The 22,250-nt window shown below is 37.9% G+C and carries 12 protein-coding genes; 10 read left to right on the top strand and 2 right to left on the bottom strand.

The window, feature by feature from the left end; translation table 11 throughout:
• Positions 1–57: 57 nt before the first annotated feature.
• A complete protein-coding gene (locus IQ247_RS12890; RefSeq protein ID WP_193920545.1) occupies positions 58–1,104 on the bottom strand; it encodes a M28 family peptidase in 1,047 nt (348 codons plus the stop codon).
• Positions 1,105–1,455: 351 nt separating this feature from the next.
• Positions 1,456–7,590 (bottom strand): translocation/assembly module TamB domain-containing protein, encoded by a 6,135-nt coding sequence (locus IQ247_RS12885; protein WP_193920543.1) that lies wholly within the window; start codon positions 7,588–7,590, stop codon positions 1,456–1,458.
• A 379-nt stretch (positions 7,591–7,969) separates the two neighbouring features.
• Here IQ247_RS12885 and IQ247_RS12880 point away from each other — a divergent pair, with 379 nt between their 5' ends.
• The 10 genes from IQ247_RS12880 (at position 7,970) to IQ247_RS12835 (ending at position 21,947) form a co-directional block, all read left to right on the top strand.
• A complete protein-coding gene (locus IQ247_RS12880; RefSeq protein ID WP_193920534.1) occupies positions 7,970–8,362 on the top strand; it encodes a DUF3110 domain-containing protein in 393 nt (130 codons plus the stop codon).
• Between the two features lie 77 nt (positions 8,363–8,439).
• Positions 8,440–9,348 (top strand): N-acetylmuramic acid 6-phosphate etherase, encoded by a 909-nt coding sequence (murQ, locus tag IQ247_RS12875; protein WP_193920532.1) that lies wholly within the window; start codon positions 8,440–8,442, stop codon positions 9,346–9,348.
• Positions 9,349–9,905: 557 nt separating this feature from the next.
• Positions 9,906–11,126: a response regulator gene (locus tag IQ247_RS12870; protein WP_193920530.1), complete on the top strand. Its 1,221-nt coding sequence runs from the start codon at positions 9,906–9,908 to the stop codon at positions 11,124–11,126.
• A 195-nt stretch (positions 11,127–11,321) separates the two neighbouring features.
• Positions 11,322–11,684, top strand: coding sequence for a response regulator transcription factor (locus tag IQ247_RS12865; protein ID WP_193920528.1), 363 nt, complete (start codon positions 11,322–11,324; stop codon positions 11,682–11,684).
• A gap of 127 nt (positions 11,685–11,811) precedes the next feature.
• Positions 11,812–12,285, top strand: a complete 474-nt coding sequence (locus IQ247_RS12860; RefSeq protein ID WP_193920523.1) for a chemotaxis protein CheW — start codon at positions 11,812–11,814, stop codon at positions 12,283–12,285.
• Positions 12,286–12,354: 69 nt separating this feature from the next.
• Positions 12,355–15,804, top strand: coding sequence for a GAF domain-containing protein (locus IQ247_RS12855; RefSeq protein WP_193920521.1), 3,450 nt, complete (start codon positions 12,355–12,357; stop codon positions 15,802–15,804).
• 31 nt (positions 15,805–15,835) lie between these two features.
• Complete coding sequence (locus IQ247_RS12850) at positions 15,836–16,210, top strand: four helix bundle protein (protein WP_193920513.1); 375 nt, start codon at positions 15,836–15,838, stop codon at positions 16,208–16,210.
• Between the two features lie 164 nt (positions 16,211–16,374).
• Positions 16,375–20,061: a hybrid sensor histidine kinase/response regulator gene (locus tag IQ247_RS12845; protein WP_193920511.1), complete on the top strand. Its 3,687-nt coding sequence runs from the start codon at positions 16,375–16,377 to the stop codon at positions 20,059–20,061.
• A 167-nt stretch (positions 20,062–20,228) separates the two neighbouring features.
• Complete coding sequence (locus tag IQ247_RS12840; RefSeq protein WP_228059702.1) at positions 20,229–20,942, top strand: CAP domain-containing protein; 714 nt, start codon at positions 20,229–20,231, stop codon at positions 20,940–20,942.
• A gap of 186 nt (positions 20,943–21,128) precedes the next feature.
• Entirely contained in the window at positions 21,129–21,947 is an 819-nt protein-coding gene (locus IQ247_RS12835; protein WP_193920510.1) for an alpha/beta fold hydrolase, read from the top strand.
• The last annotated feature ends 303 nt before the right edge of the window (positions 21,948–22,250 follow it).

Here is a 22,250-nt window from a genome sequence, read left to right as displayed (position 1 = left end):
ATATCCGTGTAGGTGGGTTTTGCCTGGATAGCAGCCGGATAAAAATTATTAATTCGGTTAATTAGGTGTTGCTAAACTACCGCTACCCTGCAATAAAGAATCAGTAACATTAACAATTAATTGTGCTGCACCTGTAAAAAAATTACGTTCAATATTAGCAGGAGTATCGCTTGGTTGATGATAATAATAACTGCGTAAATTTGCCGTGTCAGTAACTAATAAAGCACCGATTCCTTGCAGCCAAAATGGTGCGTGGTCACTACGTAAAACATCTGGAGTAAATACACCTTTGAGGGGAACTGGTAAAGTAAATACTGGTGGTAATTTAGATGAATTATTAATATTATTCTCAACATTCTCAACATTATTAAAGACATTAATTAATGGTAAATGTTCCGTATCACCTACCACTGCTAAAAAATCACCTTTGTCACTAATTGGAGTTATCGGTAAACCGGAGGGAGATTTCTGACAACCGGATGTATAGCAAGCGTAACCCACCATATCTAAAACAACTACACCGCGCAAATTTTCTAAACGTGCTGGATTATTCACAAAAGCACGACTACCTAATAAACCAGCTTCTTCCTTATCGAAAAATGCTAATTGCAAAGTTCGAGGAGTCGAACTAGAACCGAAAAGTCGAGCAATTTCGAGTAATACCGCAACACCGCTAGCATTATCATCAGCACCAGGAGAATTCAAAACGGTATCGTAATGTGCTGCAATTAGGATTGATCCAGCATTGCGATCGCGACCTTGTTTTTCTGTGAAAATATTAACACCTGTGGGGAATTCTTCTAAAGCGGGTTCCCAACCCAGTTTTTTTAATTCCTTGGTAATATAATCTCGAGTACGTCTGCGTTCTGCATCTGTAAAACGCTGAAAACTCAACTTTTGCACATTAGCAAATAATCGTTGTGAATCAACTTGAGGAGGATTAATAGCTACTGTTTGAGGTTCTTTTTTTGGTAATGGAGTTTCTATTTGAATATTATTAATAACAGCAGTTTCTTCTGGTTGACTAAAAAATTTATCGCCGAATAATATCGCAACAGCAACACCAACTATTATTAAAATTATAAATATAAGATTTTTTTTCATAAATTACCAACTAATAATTATTTGAAATTGGATTACATCAATTATGACAACAATCACAGAAGTCGGGTTTTAAGGATAACTATCCGTAATCACAAAAAATAGTCATAAAAACCCGACTTCTTACCCCAGGATAAATTGAAGTTTTACAACTTCTCACTCCTCCCTACTCCCTAATCTTAAAACAGTGAACAGTGTTAGCGCAGCGTGACGCGGCAGCGTCATACAGTAAACACTCTTAGTATGGTGAGGGATTTAAACTAATACAGAAGACGCCGACCACCTTCTTTGTGAGGGACTTAAACCCGCTTGTATAAACGTTACTGATAACTGATAACTGATAACTGATAACTGTTAAAACCTTCTTTGATACTCAATAACAGCACGATTATCATCATCGAAATTAGTCGAACCACGAAGACGAATGTTATCCTTTAAACTGTAATTAATACCCCATTGAAATGGGTCATCTGCGGTCAAAAGTTTTAAAGCGGAAATCGAAATTCTATTGGTAATATCGACTCCAGCTTCTGCTGCTAATTCCACACTTGAACTGCTTTTTCCTGCTTCGGGATTATCGGAAATAATAGTTGGAAATATTCGCAGTTCGTTTAAACCAAAAGCAGTGCCAATTTGGTCAAAAGTTGTTTGAAAATTACCTAAAACAGCAGAACCTGCAATATTAAGTAATCCCACAGTAGAATTACCTCTTCCTTCACCATCATATCCGCCACCTAATAAAGCCACAATTTCTGTTTCGCTACGTGCGGGACTACTTTTTAACTCCAAGTTTTCGTTGAGTTTACTTGCGAAACCATTGACAATTGCATCTACACGAACTGTTTCTAAAGCTGCTAAACCTGTTGCATTTTTACTAAAATCAGAACTTTGAATTACATCTAATACTTTAGCAAATAAACTAATATCTAAAATTGGGTCGCGGGGTTGATTTGCTCTAAATGTGGCGGTATTGTTTTCACCACGAGCCAGATTAAACTGGGTAGTAAATAAGTTGACTCCTCCTTTTTTTAAGTTTAAAGTTCCTACTGGTACGGGATTACTAAATGTACCATTTACATTCAAATTTCCAGTTGCTTCAATACTAATAATTGGCGGACGTTCTACTTTTACTTTTTTACCCAAAGTTAATTGTAAATTATTAAATTTACCTCTAGTATTTTCATTATTATTAATTTGTTTAGCTACTTTTACACGTTCAATTCCTTTATTGCTAACAATCGCATTATTAGTGTCATTTTCGGGTAGCAATACTAAACCGTTATCTAAATTGACATTACCACTAATAACCGGATTCAAAGCAGAACCTTTAATCATGACGTTACCTGCAACACCACCTTGATAAAGTCCTTTGAGGTTTACTGCTAATTTATCTAAAGTGACGGAAAGTGGATTTTGAATTTGAATCAATTGGTCATCATATACAGGAATTTGACCTTGGGCTACCACTTTACCCTTACTAAAGTTTCCTTGCAGATTTTCTACTCTTATCGTGTCAAAATCAAACTTGACTTCTCCGGTTACATTTGTTAATTTCTCAGGTAAAGCTTGAGCGGAAAATATGGCATTATTCAGAGTAGCATTTCCTTCTAATATTGGTTTATCTAAAGTTCCGCGTACTGTTAATTTAACTTCTCCTTCACCTTGTTCAAAGGTTGCTTGATTAGTAAACAAATTTAATACCGCTAATCCCTCATTTTTAACATTTACATCTAATTTAATTTGATTACTTTCGGGTGTTACTGAAGCAAAAGGTAATTTGTAAGGAATATTCCCGTTAATCTCAACTGGTTGAGAATTTTCAACCATTACGTTACTAGCAAAATTCAAGCTTCCGTTAATATAACTGAAACTAGCTGCTGCTGATTCGACTCCTTGTTGATTTAATGTTCCATCGCTAATTGTTAATTCTCCTTTGGTTAAAGGATTTGCAATACTACCGGCTATTGCTGCTTTTGCATCCAGATTTCCTGTTAAACCAATTGGTAAATTAACAAAGTTATTAAGTAGTTCTATCGGAAAATTATTGACTTGTAAATTACCGAATTGTTCATCACCACCAATTGTACCGCTAAAGCTAAATAGTCGATTAGTTGATTCGATTCGTAATGGTGTTAATCTTAAAATTCCGTTTTCAAACGCACCTTGAGCAATTACTTGTTTTGCATTATAACGGTTTGGATCTTCTTCGGGACCCCAACTAAAGTTTTCACCTTGAATATTAAATTGTGTGGCTAATTCTTTATTTTCATTAGTATCTACGCTCACTTCCGCATTGAAAGTACCTTGCAAATCTGCTAATTCTGGAAAAATAGTAGCTTCACGTCGCTGTTGTTTTTGCAATGCTAATAATCTTTTGATTTCTGAAAAGCGTCGTAATTGAGTTGATAAAGATTGATTTGGTAGACCTATTGCAATGGTTTCTAATTCACTTGCTTTACCATAGGTAGGTTCTTCAAAATTACGCTGGATATCTTCTAATTCATATATTTGTAAAGCCATTAATACATCTTGGACTTTTCCTTGTTTGATGTTTAATTTACCTTGAATTTGCGGTTCTTTAGTTAAGTTATTTACTCTACCCGCAATCATATAACTACTTTCACCTTTGCTAAATTCTCCTTGATTAATCACAAAATTATCATCATTGTAGCTAAACTTGGCAACTAATTTATCGCCTTTTAAACGACCGATTTCTGGATTTTTAATGGCGATATTTCCCGAAGCTGTAGCAAAAGTTTTTTGATTAATTTGTAAATTTCCGTCGAAGGTTCCAGCAATTTTACCAGAACCAAGATAGCGATTAACTGGTAAAGGTATTTTTAATAACTGTAAAGGGAATTGATTGACATTGAGTGCTAAAATATCACCTTGGGATTGACCGGAAGCAAATGTTTCACCACGTTTAATTAAGAAAGATTCTGGTCGATTATTACTATTTAATTTAACTGCAATTTGGTCTTGTTTACCCGCAAGGTTCAATTGTAAACCTTTTGCGGATTGTGATTGGATGCTTCCAGTTAAAGTTGGTTCAAAAGCTATATCATTAATTACAAAATTTCGTAGTGCTATTTTTCCTACTACATTTGGTAAAGGCAGTTTACCAGTAATTTTGCCGTTAAAATCAACTTTACCGGCTACATTTACTACATTGGGAATTTTTAGAGGTAACTGTTCTAAATTATAATTACTAGCTTGAACATTCAAATTTAATTGCGTAATTTCCGGTATTCGGTCAGCTTTTGCATTGGCTAAAATATCACCACTAATATTCAAACCCGGTGCAGTTGCTTTTTCAATGTTTAACTTATTTCCAGTCCAAGCGATGACTGCATTTATTGGTTGTTCAAATCCGGGAACTCCTTGGGATAACTGCACTTCACCAGCAGCATTTAAGTTCGCTAAATTTGGATTTTTCAAGTTCCCTGTAACTTGTAAATTACTGCTAATTTTACCTTGTAAGCCTTGGTTTAATCTGTTTAATTCAACACCAGCAGCTTTTACCGCAGCTTGATAGCGTCCTTTATTAACTAAAATATTCGACGCTGTAATATTACCACCACCGGCATTTATTAAAGCATTCCCCGAAGCAGTTAAATCTTCAAAGGAATTGATCGAACCAGCAATATTAAATTTACCTGTCAATCTTCCTGGAAATGACTTGGGAATTTGTGGTGATAACTGCTGTATATCTAAATTATTTGCATCAACTTGTGCTTGATACTTACCGTTATTCACCACAATATCCGATGCTGTAATCCTACCACCACCAGCATTTATCAAAGCACTCCCAGATACAGTTAAATCTTCAGGAGATTTTACCGAACCAGCAACATCAAATTTCCCGGTTAACTTTCCGGGAAATGAATTGGGAATTTGTGGTGATAACTGCTGTAACTCTACATTATTCGTTGCTATCTTGGCTCGATAAAATCCTCTGGCAAACTGAATATCACTCGCTCGAATCAAACCAGCAGCAGTATTTAAATTTCCTTGACCAGAAATTATTAAACTTTCTGGTGTAAAGGAATTTAACGCACCAGCAACCTTAAATTTACCCGTCAATCTTCCTGAAAACGACTGGGGAACCTGGGGTGATAAATCCTTAACTCGGACATTATTTGCAGCTACTTGAGCTAAATAAACCCCGTCTTTAACCTGAATCTGATTCGCATTAATAATACCATCTGCGGTATTTATTCTCGCTTGACCTGTCGCGACTATACTTTCCGGTTCAAAGGAATCTACCGCACCAGCAACATCAAATTCCCCCGTTACTCTTCCTTTCACAAACTGCGGTATTTGCGGAGATAATTGCTGTAATTGCAAGTTATTTGCCTTGACTTGCGCTAAGTATACACCATTACTAACTTGGATGTTATTCGCCGTAATTCTTCCCCCAGGCGTAGCTAAACTTGCATTACCTTGAACAACCAAGGTTTTGGTATCAAAATTATTTGTATTACCCGATACTTGAAACTTGCCATTCAAAGGAGCATTAACAGGTAAATTAGAATCTTTTAACAAACGTCCTACTTGAACCCCAGAAGCTACTAACTCAGCGGAAAACTTTTGCTCGTCAAACTTCACAGAATTAACTGCAACAGTACCCCCAGCAACTGCAATATTGGCATTTTCGGTACGAACTTGAGCAATTTTAAACGGTGTCGAACTTCCCGAAATAATCACTCGACCGTTAAAATTAGCGCTATCTAAATTTACTTTTTGTAACTGCTCTTGATTGATCGGGGAACGCCGATCGCCGCAGGCTCCGCCGTTGCACGGCGGAGTACCGGCGATTAACTGATTGACTTTTATACCTTTAGTATCCGCTACAGCCTGCCAGCCCTGTTGATTCCAACTACCATAAGCCAAAGCCTTACCACCAGCCACAGACAAAGCAACATTACGGAATGAGAAACTTCTTTCGCGATTCACAATTACTTCACCCGTTGCTGGATAAGTCGCTTGTGGAGCATTAAATTTAACGAATGTATTAATATTTTCAGGATTTCCACGGAGATTAACTGTAGCTGCGACGGTACCCACTTGCAAACCAGGTGTAGGGATATTGTAAATCTTAGCTAGACTATCTCCTGGTGCATTACTTGTGCGGAAATTAAAATCAACTTGGGACTTGCGATTAAGATTATCATCGCCGATGAGAATTTTACCATCGCCTCGAACTTCACCGCCGACAGCAGCAATACCGCGAATATCTGTAAATGTTACCGTCGAATCAGCACTGACAAAATCAAACTTAGTACTAGCGCTTTTAAATTTAACTTGATCAACAATTCCTGGCTTAACAGTAGCAACAGTACCCGAAAGAATCGGTCGAGTAATAGCCCCTCTGAGAGTCAAATCGGCTTTAACGACTCCACCAACGGGTAAAGGTGATTGAACATCAAGACTTTGTAAAGTATCGTTGACGCTGGCTGCGTTGACACGAGCGGTCAAATTGTAACCTGTTTGCAAATCAATGGTACCACCACCGCTCAAAGGAATTTTACCGTAACTGGTGATTACATCATTGAGTCCGATTTTTGTGCCATCAAACTTTAACATTCCTTGAGAATTAACCAGTGGTTTTGGCATTCGGGGTATTGTCAAAGTCAACCCTTCTACGTGAGCGCTGCCGTATAACAAAGGCTGTATTTCTTCTCCTGGCAATTTAACCTGTAAATCGCCATTTATCCGCCCACCTTGGAACTTAACTGGTAAATTGACAATAGGTGTAACTTCATCCGTGAATAAATCTTTTGCCTGTAACTGTAAATTACCCGTTTTATTTTTAATATCTATCCTTCCCGTCGCGGAAATACTACCAGTACGTCCCGGTTGTCCCCCAACTTCAAACCGAACTAGCTGATAATTATCGATAAATTTTGCATAACCATTGAGGTCTGAAAAAACTACCTTTGGGGAAGTAACTTGCCGATTCTCCACAAACGGCATTAATGCTAGATTACCATTACGCAAACGAACCTCATCCACATCGATCGCGATCGCTCCTGGTTGATCGGGTAAAACAATTTTAGTATTAATCCAGCGCCCCTGTTGGTCTTGCTCAACATAGCCAAGGGGGTTGACTAAAGTTACATCTAGTTTTAATCTACGATGAAACAGTAATTGTAGTGGGTCAAACCCGACTTCTACAGCATCAGCTTTCACCTGGTCAGGGTCTGTTGCTGTGGCTGGAATAGCCGAAGCTCCAAACCTAACTCCAGATAGTGAAAAACCTTCGACTTTTCCCAACTGTAGCGGACGGTCAATAATAGTAGTAAGATTTTTTTCTACTAAAGGAGCTAAATCTTTCTGAATAAAACTCTGTATTCGCCAAATACCAGCGACAGTTCCCACAAGGGATAATCCGCTCAAAGCCAATCCACCACGATTAAGTATCTGTAACAAAACACGCTTGCGATTTGCGGATTTAGATTTTTTTTCAGTAGAAGAGAAATTGGTCATTTTATATTACTTCTGACTGTAGCCGATGCAACAAATACATAAGTAAACTAGCTAGCGCGTAGCTTACAGTGATTTATATAAGGATAACTTTCCGACTCAAAACCGAAAAAGTCTCGAATTTGAATTTTAAAAAACAACAAAATTGGTTTAACCCAGTTGTAGCAATAATTTCAAACAATCCTGCGCCACACAATTAAAATTGAAACGTTACCGGGGTTAAAGCAATAAATATTTGTATACCTGTTGATATTAGCGCCAAAATAAAAGTGCATTCAGGAAAATCTTAAGAAAGGGAGAATTATTATCTAAAAATTTCCTCAAGTGCATCCTACGAACTTTAATATAGATAGAACCCAAACAAAAGGACAGGTGATTACAGATGGGGCGCGTTTTTGTGTTACTCTTTAATGCCCGTACAGAAAATGAGGGAATTCATACAGTCCGGATTGGCGATCGCAATAAGGTGTTGATGTTTGAATCCGAAGACGATGCTACACGTTTTGCGTTAATGCTCGAAGCCCAAGATTTTCCTTCTCCCGCAGTCGAACCAATGGATAGGTCAGAAATAGAGCGTTTTTGCGAAAGTGCTGATTATGATTACGAACTCGTTCCTACCGACGGTGATTTAGTTGTTCCTCCAGAACAAAACGTCGATCAAACAGATTGGAATGAAGCAGGTTCAACTTTCAGCGAACCAAAAGCCGAAGAAAAAGGAGAAATGTCAAATTCCGAACTAGACAATATCCGTCGCAAACTGGAAGGATTACTGTAAAAATTGATTGGTCATTTGTCATTTGTCCTCGGACGAAGGGCAAATGACAATGACAATAAATCAAGGATAAAAAACACATGGCATTGCAAGAGCGCGGACACTTACTAACCGAACAAGTTAATCCCGATAGTCTAAATTTAGACCAATTAACTAGCGTCGAATTTGTCGAACTGTTTAATCGTGAAGACGCAAAAGCTGTTGCTGCGGTAGCTGCGGCAAAACAAGACTTAGCAAAAGCGATTGATTTGACAGCCCAAAGTCTTCAAAAAGGTGGACGCTTGTTTTACGTAGGTGCGGGTACTTCCGGTAGATTGGGTGTATTAGATGCTGCTGAATGTCCGCCGACTTTTTGTACTCCTCCCGAACTAGTCCAAGGTATAATTGCTGGTGGTGCTGGTGCATTAGTACGTAGTTCTGAAGACTTAGAAGACCGCGCTGAAGACGGTGCAGCTACAATCGCTCAACGAGAAATTACTCAGCTTGATGTCGTCGTAGGTATTACCGCAGGTGGAACCACTCCCTTTGTCCACGGTGCGATAAACGCAGCTAACAGCCGTGGTGCTACCACAATATTTATCGCTTGCGTTCCATCGGAGCAAGTCAGTATCCAAGTAGACGTTGATATTCGTTTGCTTACAGGGCCAGAAATACTAGCTGGTTCCACTCGTCTGAAAGCCGGTACAGCCACCAAATTAGCATTAAATATACTTTCTACCGGCGTAATGGTAAAACTTGGTAAAGTGTACGGTAATCGCATGGTAGATGTCGCAGTCACAAATCAAAAGTTACGCGATCGCGCTTTACGAATTTTGCAAGATTTAACTTCTTTGAGTCGTGAAACTGCTGACATTTTACTAGAACGTAGCGGCAAATGGGTAAAATTAGCAGTTTTGATGCACGAAACAGGTTTGGACAAAGAACAAGCCGATAAACTGCTCTTGCAGCATCAAGGAAATCTCAGAGAAGCAATTCAAGCAGAAAATTAAATTTGTTGCAACCGCTTGTAGAGACGTGAAATTTCACGTCTCTCAATTTTAATTATCTATAAAACCAGATAAAACGAGATTTTTTACGTGCTATTACTTACTATAAATCCAAAAATATCACAATATAATTGATAATCTTTGGTAAACAATTTAATTGATAATGTAAGCTAAAATCCGTACAAACAAGAGAATCCCAAAAAAACAAAATCAGAATAAACACGGATTTTATTATACTGTGAAGAGTCTAAAATTATATGTAACTATTGGGTGCATCCTCGTATTGGGGTATAGCAATTCTTGAAATGATTAGTGGAATGTTAACAAATATATAAAATAAGATAGAAATTCTATGAATAGAATTTTTCTATATTCCTATAAATGTATATTGTAAATGTTCTCGGTCTTAAACAAGAAACGTTATTAACCACTACATCAAATTAGGGTCGCTATCCGGAGTCGGTTTGCTTATTGGATTCCATTCAATCAAGTATCTCCTGAATAGCTGTATAGCTATTTTGGACTTTTAAGGGAAGACCTATTAACAAAGGGAATAAAGTATGAGCCATCCGGAAATGATGGTATCGAGTCAATTGCTCGATGAATTTAAAACTTGTACTCGATTACAATACAGTGGCAAATTAAACATCAAAAGTTCCAAAGGGAATAAATGGGTTTTTTACTACCGATTGGGTCGTATAGTTTGGGCAACTGGAGGGACCCATCCCTTCCGACGCTGGCGCAGACACATGACTCAACATTGCCCGGATATTGATATTGACAATATGGAGTTAAATTCCACAGAAATATCAATCTCAAATGATTATTGGGATTATAGACTGCTGGAAATTTTACATGAAAAGCAGAAAATCAAGCGCGAGTATATTAACTCTGTTGTAGAAAGAACTATCGCAGAGCTGCTGTTTGATTTAGCTCAACAAGCACATTTTAATCAAATTCAGTGCGATCGCAGTGCTGATGTGATATTGGAAGCGCCGATGAGCTTTACAAGTGCAGATATGTCTCTGAAGTTCATGGAAGACAGTTGGAAAAATTGGTCTGAAGCCGGTTTGGCAAATTTTTCTCCCGATTTGGCTCCAATTCTCCGCAGAGCCGAACAGTTACAGCAAATGGTAAGTCCAGCTGTCTACAAAAACTTTGTGAATTTGATGAACGGGAAATACACCCTGCGGGATTTAGCCGTCAAAATGAAGCAAAGTCCCTTACCTATAGCTCGTTCATTACTACCTTACGTCCTCAAAGGAATCGTCGAACTGATCAAAGTCCCCGATTTGCCCTTCAAAATAGGTGAGAGTCAAAATATACCGATAGTGGAACCGGAACCGGAACCACCTAGTGGTCTATTGATAGCTTGTGTAGATGATAGTCCTCAAGTCTGTCAGATGCTCGAACAAATTCTTGTTCCTCAAGGACTAAGGTTTATTAAAATTCAAGACCCCGTGCAGGCTTTACCAGTTTTGATTGAAAATAAACCAGACTTAATTTTCTTAGATTTGGTGATGCCAGTTGCTAGTGGTTACGAGATTTGCGCTCAATTGCGCCGGATTTCAGTTTTTACAAACACACCAGTAATTATTCTTACGGGCAGTGATGGATTGTTTGACCGAGTTCGTGCCAAGGTAGTTGGTTCCACGGATTTTATTACCAAGCCTGTAGTTGCCGATAAAGTACTGGGAGTAATTCGTAAGTATATACAGCCTCAATCACCGACTAGTGCTAAGGGTAATTTAAATGCACAAATGTCATTTGGACATTCTTAATTTATTTGTTTTTATAAGCAACATTCTTTTAGCCTATTTATTAAATCTCCTTCGAGTCAAGCATAAGTATTTACACTGAAGCTTAATTAACTTTATATGCATGAAAATTAGATAAAGTCCAAGAGGAAAATATCTAATTTAAATGCTCAATAGCCGTTTTTTTCTGTTGTTAAATAAATTTGATAGGTAATCGCTATGAGTACGATTTTGGTTGTTGAAGACGGTTTAACTGATATGCAGGTGATTAGCCGTTATTTAGAGCAAGCAGGCTACAGCGTCATGGGAGCAACAAGTAGTGAAGAGGCTCAAGAAAAAATCACTCAAAATAAACCTGATCTGATATTTCTGGATGTAATTTTACCTGGAAAAAGCGGTTTTGAAATTTGCAGAGAACTGAAAAATAATCCTAATACCAAAACTATTCCAGTGGTTTTCTGTTCTACAAAAAATACTGATGTAGATAAAATGTGGGGTGATATGTTAGGTGCTGATGCTTATCTTTCTAAGCCGGTACAAAAGGAAGAATTAGAAGGAGTTCTACAAAAATTGAATAAATAGTTGATTAGGAATAAAAGGGAGTAGGGAATAGGGAATAAGAAGCTCCCGTACTCTCAACTTTTCCCCGTTAAAAGTTAATAACTCTCCTTTAAAACATAGAAATAAACCTGTATAAGGAACAATCATCTTGGACAGTTCAGAAAAGTTTTTAAGCTTTAACTTGGGTATACAAAATACAGCAATTATTTCATTGCAAAACGTGACAGAAATTTTACCTGTATCCTTGAATGAAGTCTGCTGCGTTCCCCAAATGCCAAGCTGTGTATTTGGCATTTATAATTGGCGCGGTGAGATGCTTTGGTTAATTGATTTAGAAGCAATGCTAGGTTACTTACCTTGTTCTGATGGCAGTAATTTTGTTTCAAAAATGATGACAATTGTATTGGAGAAAGAAGGTAAATCCTTGGGATTATTGGTGCGGCAAATTATGGATATCGAAGAGTTTAGTTTAGAACAAATGAAACCACCATCAACCGAATTAGTTTCTCAAGAAGTTGCTCCTTTTGTACAAGGATATTTTATTAATTCTTCAGAAGAAATGATTGTCAACTTAGATGCGTCTGCGATTATTCAATCTCCTTTATGGTCAATTCATAATTAATAGCCAATAGCCATAAAAATAATATTTTTCCATTACCCATAACAAATATAAATATTTTAGGTACCTCCAATGACCAGCGCATATCAAGAAAATACCGAAAACGGACATCATTTCGATAATATTGAAAAGTCTGATAAAGTCAGCGAATTCAATCAACAAGTTTCTAATTTAAAAAATATCGAGCAGCAATTTAAAAATTGGCGAATACATTTATCGTCAATTGTTGATCAAATTCGTCAACTAAAAGAATTAGAAGAATTAGTAAAAGTTACAACCGCAGCAGTTAGAAAGAAAATAAAAAGCGATCGCGTGTTGATTTATCGTTTTGATTCATCATCATCAGGTATCGTTATTGGAGAATCAATGAGTCAGGGTTGGACACCTACCAAGGATGAAATTCTCCCGACTATGATTTTTGGTTTAGACGCAAGAGAAGAATATGTAGAATCTCTGAGTATCAAGGATATTAAAGAAATTGAACTGACGGCTTACAAAGCTCAGTTGTTAGAAAAATTCCAAGTTACAGCTAGTTTAACCATTCCAATTTTAGTTGCAGGTGAAATCTGGGGATTACTGGGGATACACAGTTGTAAAACACCACGTCAGTGGGAAGAATGGGAAATTAGCTTGTTAACTCAAGTAACTGCTGAATTTTCTCATAAATTGCAAAATTTTGAGTTGCAAAGAAAATTACAGCAGCAATCACAAGAGTTTAAATCGATCTCAAAAGTAATTGAAAAGATTCAGTCAGCCTCTAGTCTTGATAAGCTGTTCCGTACTACTACCCAGGATGTCCGTCAATTAATTCAATGCGATCGTTTAGCTGTTTATCGCTTTAATCCTGATTGGAGCGGGGAATTTATCGCTGAATCTGTGGCTAATGGTTGGGTTCCTCTGGTTGGTGCTGGTATTAAAACTGTCTGGGAAGATACTCATTTACAAGAAACTCAAGGAGGACGTTATCGTCAGCATGAAACCTTGGTAGTAAATGATATCTATGAAATGAATCATGCTCCTTGTCATATAGAAATTTTGGAACAGTTTCAAGTCAGAGCCTACGTAATTGCTCCAGTGTTTTCAGGACAGAAATTATGGGGTTTACTAGGTGCTTATCAAAACGCTGATATCTATAAATGGCAAGAAGAGCAAGTTAAATTGTTGCGCCAAATTGCAATTAACTTAGGTGTAGCTGTATCCCAAGCAGAATTCTTAGAGCAAACTGAAGAGCAATCGCGAAAATTAGCGAAAACAGCGGAACGTCAGCAAAGTCTAATTATTCTGACTCGCAAAATTGGAGAAGGGCTCACACAAAAAGGTACAGATTCTTCACAATTTAGTCAAATTCTGCAAACAACTGCTTACGAAGTCCGTCGCTTATTGGAAGCAGATCGTACTGTTGTTTATCGCTTTAATCAGGATTGGAGCGGTGAATTTATTGTAGAATCTATCGGTAAAAACTGGAAACCTTTTATAGAAAAAGAAATTGACCAAGCTTTATTGAAAGAGAACGGTCATTGCGACTCTATCCGCAGCCTTGCTTCAGTATATAAAGAAAAGGATACTTATATTCAAGACAATCAAGGTGGTCGCTACAAACAAAAAACCAGTTTCGTTGTTGATGATGTAGAAAAAGCAGGGTTCCCTCCTTGCTACATGGAATTATTAGAACAATTTGAAGCTAAAGCTTATCTTACCGTTCCCATCTTTCAAGGTGATAAACTTTGGGGATTGCTAGCGACTTATCAACATTCCGGAACTCGTCACTGGGAGGAATTTGAAATCAGCGCAATGGAACAAATTGCCGTATTGCTCGCTGTCGCAATGCAACAGACACAAACATTAGATAAATATCAGCAGCAATCTGAAAAAATGGCTAAAGCCGTGCAACGCGATCGCACTGTAGCCAAAGTGATTGACAAAATTCGGCAATCTCTCGATATGGAGAGTATCTTTTTAACTACTACTCAAGAAGTGCGAGCGCTATTAAATACTGATCGCGTCGCAGTATATCGACTCAATCCAGACTACAGCGGGGAATTTGTTTCCGAATCTGTAAGTCCCGGTTGGCTCCCCTTAGTAGAGAGACAACATCACATTCAACGCTTACAAGAAAGTATTAATAGCTGTAGTCGAATGCGAACTTTGTTCAAAAATAGCGAAGTCGATAAAAGTACTGCTGACCCTTACTTACAAAGTTCTTTAGCTGGTAATATTACTGATAATCAAGCTTATGTTGTGTCTGATATATACGCCAGAGGATTTAACGAGTGTTATCTTCAGGTATTAGAGCAATATCAATGTAAAGCTTATGCTATTGTCCCCATTCATCAAGGACAAAAACTTTGGGGAATGCTCGCAGCTTATCAGAATGACGCTCCTCGCCAATGGGAAGACACAGAAGTTAACTTGTTGACCCAAATTGCCAATCAATTAAGTGTAGCCCTACAACAAGCTGAATTCCTGCAACAATTACAAACACAATCTTCACAAGTAGCACAAGCAGCAGCACGAGAGAAGCAAGCTAGAGAGTCTTTGCAAAAAGGAGCCATGGAACTTTTAGCAGCAGTTAGACCTGCTTTAAACGGCGATTTAACAGTACGTGCGCCGATTACTGAAGATGAACTAGGTACCATCGCTGATGCTTATAACAATACTCTACAAGCATTGCGGCAAATTGTTCTGCAAGTACAAGCAGCCGCCCAACAAGTTGCGGAAACTTCCGTGCAAAGCAACCTATCCCTGACTGGATTAACAGAATTAGCACAACAACAGTCAAGAGAAATTAGCGGCTCTTTAACCGAAATTCAACAGATGGTTGATTCTACTCAAGAGGTAGTATCAAATGCCGAATCAGTACAAATTGCAGTCCAAAAAGCCAACCAAACCGTAGATTCCGGCGATGCAGCCATGAATATGACTGTAGAAGCGATTCAAGCAATCCGCGAAACAGTTGCTCAAACCAGTAAAAAGATTAAACGTCTGAGTGAATCCTCCCAGAAAATTTCCAAGGTAGTAAACTTAATCAGCAACTTTGCAACTCAAACCAACGTACTAGCTTTGAACGCAGCAATTGAAGCAACCCGTGCAGGTGAATATGGTAAAGGCTTTGCAGTAGTAGCCGATGAAGTACGCTCTTTATCTCGTCAATCAGCAGCAGCAACCATCGAAATTGAAAAACTAGTCCAAGAAATCCAAGAAGAAACCAGTGAAGTAGCAGTAGCAATGGAAACAGGTATTCAGCAAGTAGTAGAAGGTACCAATTTAGTCAACGAAACCAGACAGAACCTCAACGACATTGTTGATGCAACTGCCGAAATCAGCGAATTACTCCAAAGAATTACCGATGCAACCCAAACCCAAATGGTGCAATCAGTATCCGCCACAGCATCCATGAAAGATGTAGCCGAGATTTCCGAAAGAACTTCCACCGAAACTAACAACATTGCCGTAGTCTTCCAACAGTTATCTGAAATGGGACAGGAATTGTTAGCAAGTGTAAGTAAGTTTAAAGTCAATTGAATTTTAGATTTTAGATTTTAGATTTTGGATTATGAATGAGGTGGAATTCAAGAGGAGAACTAAGCAGCTAGCGTTGCGAGTAATCCGTTTAATAGAAGCACTTCCCCATAACTTAACTGCTCAAATTATTAGCAAGCAATTAATTCGTTCGGCAACTTCTGTAGGTGCTAATTACCGTTCAGCTTGTCGGGCTAAATCAACTGCCGATATTATTGCCAAATTGAGCTTGGTTGAAGAAGAAGCAGATGAAAGTCTTTACTGGATGGAACTGATTGTTGAATCAGCTTTAATCCCACAAGAAAAATTAACTAACTTGATGTCGGAAACTAGCGAGATTTTAGCAATGACTGTTGCATCTATTAAAACTTTACGTATTAAATCCCAACATCCAAAGTCCAAAATTTAAAATCTGATGGGCTTTGCTGATTGAATTTATGAATTTGTCAAGGTAAATTTATGCTCTTATGTAGCAAAGCCTAAAATCCTCGACACTGGCTCATTGGGGAAACCACCAGAATCCCAGTGTCCTCAAAATCCAAAATCTAAAATCCAAAATCCAAAATTGAAATCATGATTACCGACTCTTCGATCCGCGAACAAGGATATCTTTATTTTCTCAGTGAAGCTCCAGAATTACTGCAAACTATTGAACAAGAACTTTTTAGTTTAGTTGAAGAGCGAAGTACCAATAAAGTGCATAATTTAATGCGAGCTACTCATACACTTAAAGGTGGGGCTGCTAATGTTGAACTAGAATCAATTACTAAAATCGCTCATTCTTTAGAAGATGTTTTTAAAGCTTTATATAATCCTGAAGTAGAAATTGATTCTCATTTGTACTCTTTACTATTACAAGCTTTCGAGTGTTTGCAATTATGCTTAACTTCGGAAATGATGGGGACTAAAATTGATGATGATGAATTGATGCAGCGAGCTGCCTCGGTATTTGCACAGTTACAAGAAAAACTCGGTGATGCCTTTGGTGCTGAAGCTCATATTCCTACTTCTGAGGAATTAGGTTTTGATATTGTATTATCAATTTTTGAAACAGGTGTAACTCAACGTATAGATAGTATTCAAGAGTTACTCAAAAATCCTCCCGCAACTACCGAAATTGCCGGTTTTTTACGCACTCAAGCTGAAGTTTTTACTGGACTATCCGAGTCGTTAAATTTACCTGGCTTTGGCCAAATTACTCAAGCTATTCTTGCTGCATTAGAGGCTAATCCTTCTCAAGCCTTGGAAATTGCTAAAATTGCAAATCGGGATTTACAGCAAGCACGAAAAGCTGTTTTAAATGGCGATCGCGAACGTGGTGGAGAACCTTCACAGGCTTTACTTGCTTTTTTGCAGCCTGGAGCAGTTAATTATCAAGATGAGACAGAAGATTTATCTGTAGATTCAAAAAATGAATCATTAGAAACTGAATCTTTTTCTATATCTTTAAGAAAGGAGATAGAACAATTATATGAGTTTTTTACAACAGGTAATCTCGATAACGAACCTCTCAAGCCAAAGTCAGCAAAGTTTCATTTAAAAGTCATTCGGTATATTTTAAGTTGGTTTAACCATGAATTAGATATTCCAAAAGAAAACCTTGGCTTGCACCTACTTATTCCCAAGGATAATGTTGAAAAATCTATGGAGTATGTCGAGAATTGGCTACAAGAATTTATTGAATTTTTGCAAGATGATTCTGATAGTCAAAATCTCTACCTTTACCGTATTGGTGGTATTTTAACGGTACTTTTAGCAGTTGCCAAATTTAAATATTATCAAGGTAATCTAGAAAATTACTTGGTAATTGAAACTTTACAAACCAAAATTGCAGATATTGCAAAACAATATAAAAATTATTCTCCTGTGGCTGCTAAAGAAAAAAATTGGCTTGATAGTCCAAAATTAAAAAAATTATTAGAAATAAAAAAAACATCTCCTACAATTGCTGTAAACCAAAATGAAAATATTGTAGAAGCAATTTGGGGAGAAGAAGTCACCCTTACTCCGCCGTGCAACAATAGTACCAGTGCTGAACGACTTTCCCCGGTAAATTCAATTATAAATAACCATACTATTGAAGATACAAAAACGGGATTTGAATCTGATACTGTAGTAAATAGACTTACTAAGTCTAAATCATTAGCCTGTATTGATGATAATGATATAGATGGAGATTCTTGCGAAACAATTATAGAATTTCCAATTAATTCAGTTACTAAAACTGAACATAAAATCGAAGAAAAATCGCCAACAACTGTTAGAAATTCTAAACTACCTGCTTTTGTACGTGTAGATGTAGAAAGTTTACAGCGGCTTAATTATTTAGCAGGAGAATTACTAATTTATCAAAAGCGTCGAACTTCTCAAGATGAGCAGCTTAGAGAAATAATTAAACAGTTATCCAAAAAATTACAAAAACATCAACAAACTCTAGAACAATTACAAGAATTACCTCTATATTCTCCAAATTTAGTATCGCGAAATACCCTGAACGTTGCCTTTGTAGATTTTGATTGTTTAGAAATGGATGACTACACAGAGTTCCATTTAGGATTGCATGAAGTTACCGAACAAGCAATTCAATTACAGGAAATTATCGAATCAGCAAATGTAATTGTTCAGCAATCTAGTCAAATTCACGATAAAAAACAGCGATTAACCCTCGCTATTATTGATAATTTAGTTGAAGCAAGAATGTTACCTCTGGGTAATATTTTAAATCGTTTTCCCCAAATGGTACAAAATCTCAACAACGTTCACGGTAAAAATGTCAAATTACAACTGAGTGGTGGTGGAGTTTTAGTAGATAAAGCAATTGCTGAAAAGCTTTATGAACCATTATTACATTTGGTGCGGAACTCCTACGATCATGGTATCGAACCAGCCAAAGTTCGTTGCGATCGCGGTAAATCAGAACAAGGTTTAATCGAAATTTGTGCTTACAATCGAGGTTCTCAGACTGTGATCGAAGTTCGAGATGATGGTGGAGGATTAAATTTTGAAAAAATTCGCGCTAAAGCAATCGAATTAGGATTTTTACGTCAAGATAGGGAATTTGATAAACACGATTCAATATTGATGGAAGAATTATTAGATTGTTTATTTGCACCAGGATTTTCCACTGCTAGTAAAGTCAGCGATATTTCTGGGCGGGGTATTGGGTTGGATATTGTCCGCGCTCAATTACAAGCACTCAATGGTTCTATTGCAGTTTACTCACAACCCCAGCAAGGAACAACATTTGTACTCAAAATGCCTTTTTCTATGACTACTGAAAAATTAATGATAGTTCAAACGGGAGGTGCTGCTTACGCACTGCTGTTAGACAGTATTGCGAAAATATTGCTTCCATCTCCCGAACAAATTAAACAGTTTGAAAATAAAAAAGTTCTTTACTGGAATACTGGTAAAGAAGAGCGTATGGTAAACTTGCTCAATCTTTCAGATTTAATCCAATATAATCGCTCATTTAATAGCGAAAACATTTTACATAATCAATCTGTAATTAATCATGCCGAACAAACCGTAAATCCTATACTATTACTACGCAATAATGACCAAATTTTAGGTTTAGAAATTGACCAAATTATCGGCGAACAAGAATTAGTAGTTAGACCTTTAGGTCAAGCAATTGCTCCACCAAAATATGTTTATGGTTGTAGCAGTTTAGCGAATGGTAATTTAATCCTAGTCATAGATGGTACTTTGTTACCATCTATGAGCGAAATGCAGGCATCAATTGATTATATGGTGCTACCATCCTCCGCTTCTTTAAATAAGAAAGCTTTACAAATGTCGGGAGAAATTGTTACATCTAAAGCGCTACTTACTGCTTCTAAATCTACAAATAATCCTCAAATTACTTCAGAAAATCCGGTCAAATCTCCAAAAATAGTTTTAGTAGTAGATGATGCAATTAGTTTGCGGCAAACTATTTCCTTGACTTTACAAAAATACGGTTATCAAGTAATACAAGCCCAAAATGGTGTAGAAGCTTTAGAAAAATTACAGCACCATCCCCAAATTGATTTGGTGATTTCCGATTTAGAAATGCCCCGAATGAATGGTTTTGAATTATTAAGTAACCTACGCCAAAATTCGGATTTAGCTAATCTACCCGTAGTTGTTCTGACTTCTCGTAGTGCCGAAAAACACCGTCAGCTTGCACAAGCATTAGGAGCAAATGCCTACTTAACTAAACCTTATTTGGAACATGAGTTTCTTTCCAAAGTTGAGCAATTAGTAATGAGTAATTGATACAACGTAAGTGGGGTGAGAAGTCGGGTTTTTTACGATGATTGTCTTGTCTCTCGAAGAGATTTAACTTAAAAACCCGACTTCTGAAAGTGGGAATCCCCGGATTCAGGAAACTGATGCTAACATCATGAATCTAGATATATACTTAAACTCCATTCTCCCGGTTTATGAGGTTCTTGATGCGTCGGATGCTTTATTGGGTAGCTCCTTTTAGCCTACTTGCTGGATGTTCCGCTGTCGAAATTCTTGAACCACCAATATCTCCAGTACCGGAAGCTCCCTTAAAATCTCCTGATTCACTGATGCGCTCCGATCATCTTTCACCTTTGGAACAGCGAGTAATTGCCGAAATGAATTTAGCTCGGACGAATCCAAAAGCTTATGCTGCTATATTAGAGGATTATAGAAAACGCTTTGAAGGTAAACGGGTCAAAATTTCTCAAAATGTTTATTTAATAACTCAAGAAGGCGTTCCTGCTGTTGATGAAGCGATTAGCTATCTAAAAACGGTTTCTCCCGTACCTTCTTTAACTGCTTCCAAAGGAATGTCAATGGCAGCGAAAGATCATGTTAAAGACCAAGGTCCTAAAGGTATCGTTGGTCACAACGGTAGCGATAACAGCGACCCTTTTAAACGTTTAAACCGCTACGGAAAATGGCAAGTTACTGCTGGGGAAAATATCAGCTACGGTTCCCATACAGCCAGGGATATCGTCATGCAGCTTATTATTGATGATGGAGTTAGCGATCGCGGTCATCGAGTAAATATGTTTAACCCCGATTTTAAAGTATCCGGTGTTGCTTTCGGAATTCACACCACCTACAGGCAGATGTGCGTTATTACTTATGCTGGAGGATATCAAGAATCAGTTAACAGTTAGCAGTGAACAGTGAACAGTGACTAATCAAAAGCTATGCTGTTAAGGACCATTAAAGCTTTCTACTTTCTTATTGGAGAATCTAAACCTAATCTTTTTTTCTCATAGATCTCAATTGCTAAATCACATACTCTAGATAATAACTGTTCACTGATAACTGTTCACTGATAACTGATAACTGTTTCCCCGATGCACCTCAACGCTTATACTCAAGGTCAAGGGTTCCCTATTCTTTGCTTACACGGACATCCCGGTTCGGGTTTGAGTCTTTCTGTATTTACCGATAGTTTATCAAAGCGCTTTCAAACTATCGCTCCAGATTTGCGGGGATATGGCAAAAGTCGCTATTCGGAAAATTTTGCTATGACCGACCATTTAAGCGACTTAGAAGCCCTTTTAGACCGCTTTCAGATTGAAAAATGTTTAGTGTTAGGATGGTCTTTAGGCGGCATTTTAGCGATGGAATTAGCGCTGCGACTTCCACAGCGAGTCAGTGGGTTGATTTTAGTCGCGACAGCCGCAAAACCTCGCGGCAATCATCCACCTATTACATGGCAAGATAATCTTTATACGGGTATTGCTGCTCTTTTAAGTTTGGTAAATCCGAATTGGCAGTGGAACATCGATATCTTTGGAAAGCGTTCTCTTTTTCGCTACTTAATTCAACAACATACTCCCACTGCTTACAGCTATATTGCCCGTGATGCGATACCGGCTTATTTACAAACTTCTAATTATTCAACTAGCGCTCTTTATTCGGCAATTCGGGCTGGATACAACAAAGTTAATGATTTAAGCCAAATTCAATGTCCTTCTTTGGTTCTTGCGGGTGCAGAAGATAGACACATTACATTTGAAAGCAGTTTGGAAACTTCCCAGCACCTGCACAATTGTAAATTACATCGTTATCCAAATACTGCCCATCTGTTTCCGTGGGAAATTCCCCACCAAGTATTAAGCGATATTGACTGTTGGTTAAAGGATAATCCCCAAACTGTAGGATTGTAGATAAAGATAGCCCTGGCGACTAGAAGTCGCGGCTACACCTTCCAAAGTCCGCCTACGCCGACTTAAGAAATCTTCAAACCCGCGTAGGCGGTTTTAGATAGCCCTGGCGACTAGAAGTCGCGGCTACACCTTCCAAAGTCCGCCTACGCCGACTTAAGAAAGCTTCAAACCCGCGTAGGCGGTTTTAGATAGCCCTGGCGACTAGAAGTCGCGGCTACACCTTCCAAAGTCCGCCTACGCCGACTTAAGAAATCTTCAAACCCGCGTAGGCGGTTTTAGATAGCCCTGGCGACTAGAAGTCGC

It is taken from the genome of Plectonema cf. radiosum LEGE 06105, from assembly GCF_015207665.1.
GTDB lineage: Bacteria > Cyanobacteriota > Cyanobacteriia > Cyanobacteriales > Nostocaceae > Rivularia > Rivularia radiosa_A.
Note: the sequence above shows the minus strand (reverse complement) of the source record. Positions and strands in the feature narration are given on the sequence as shown.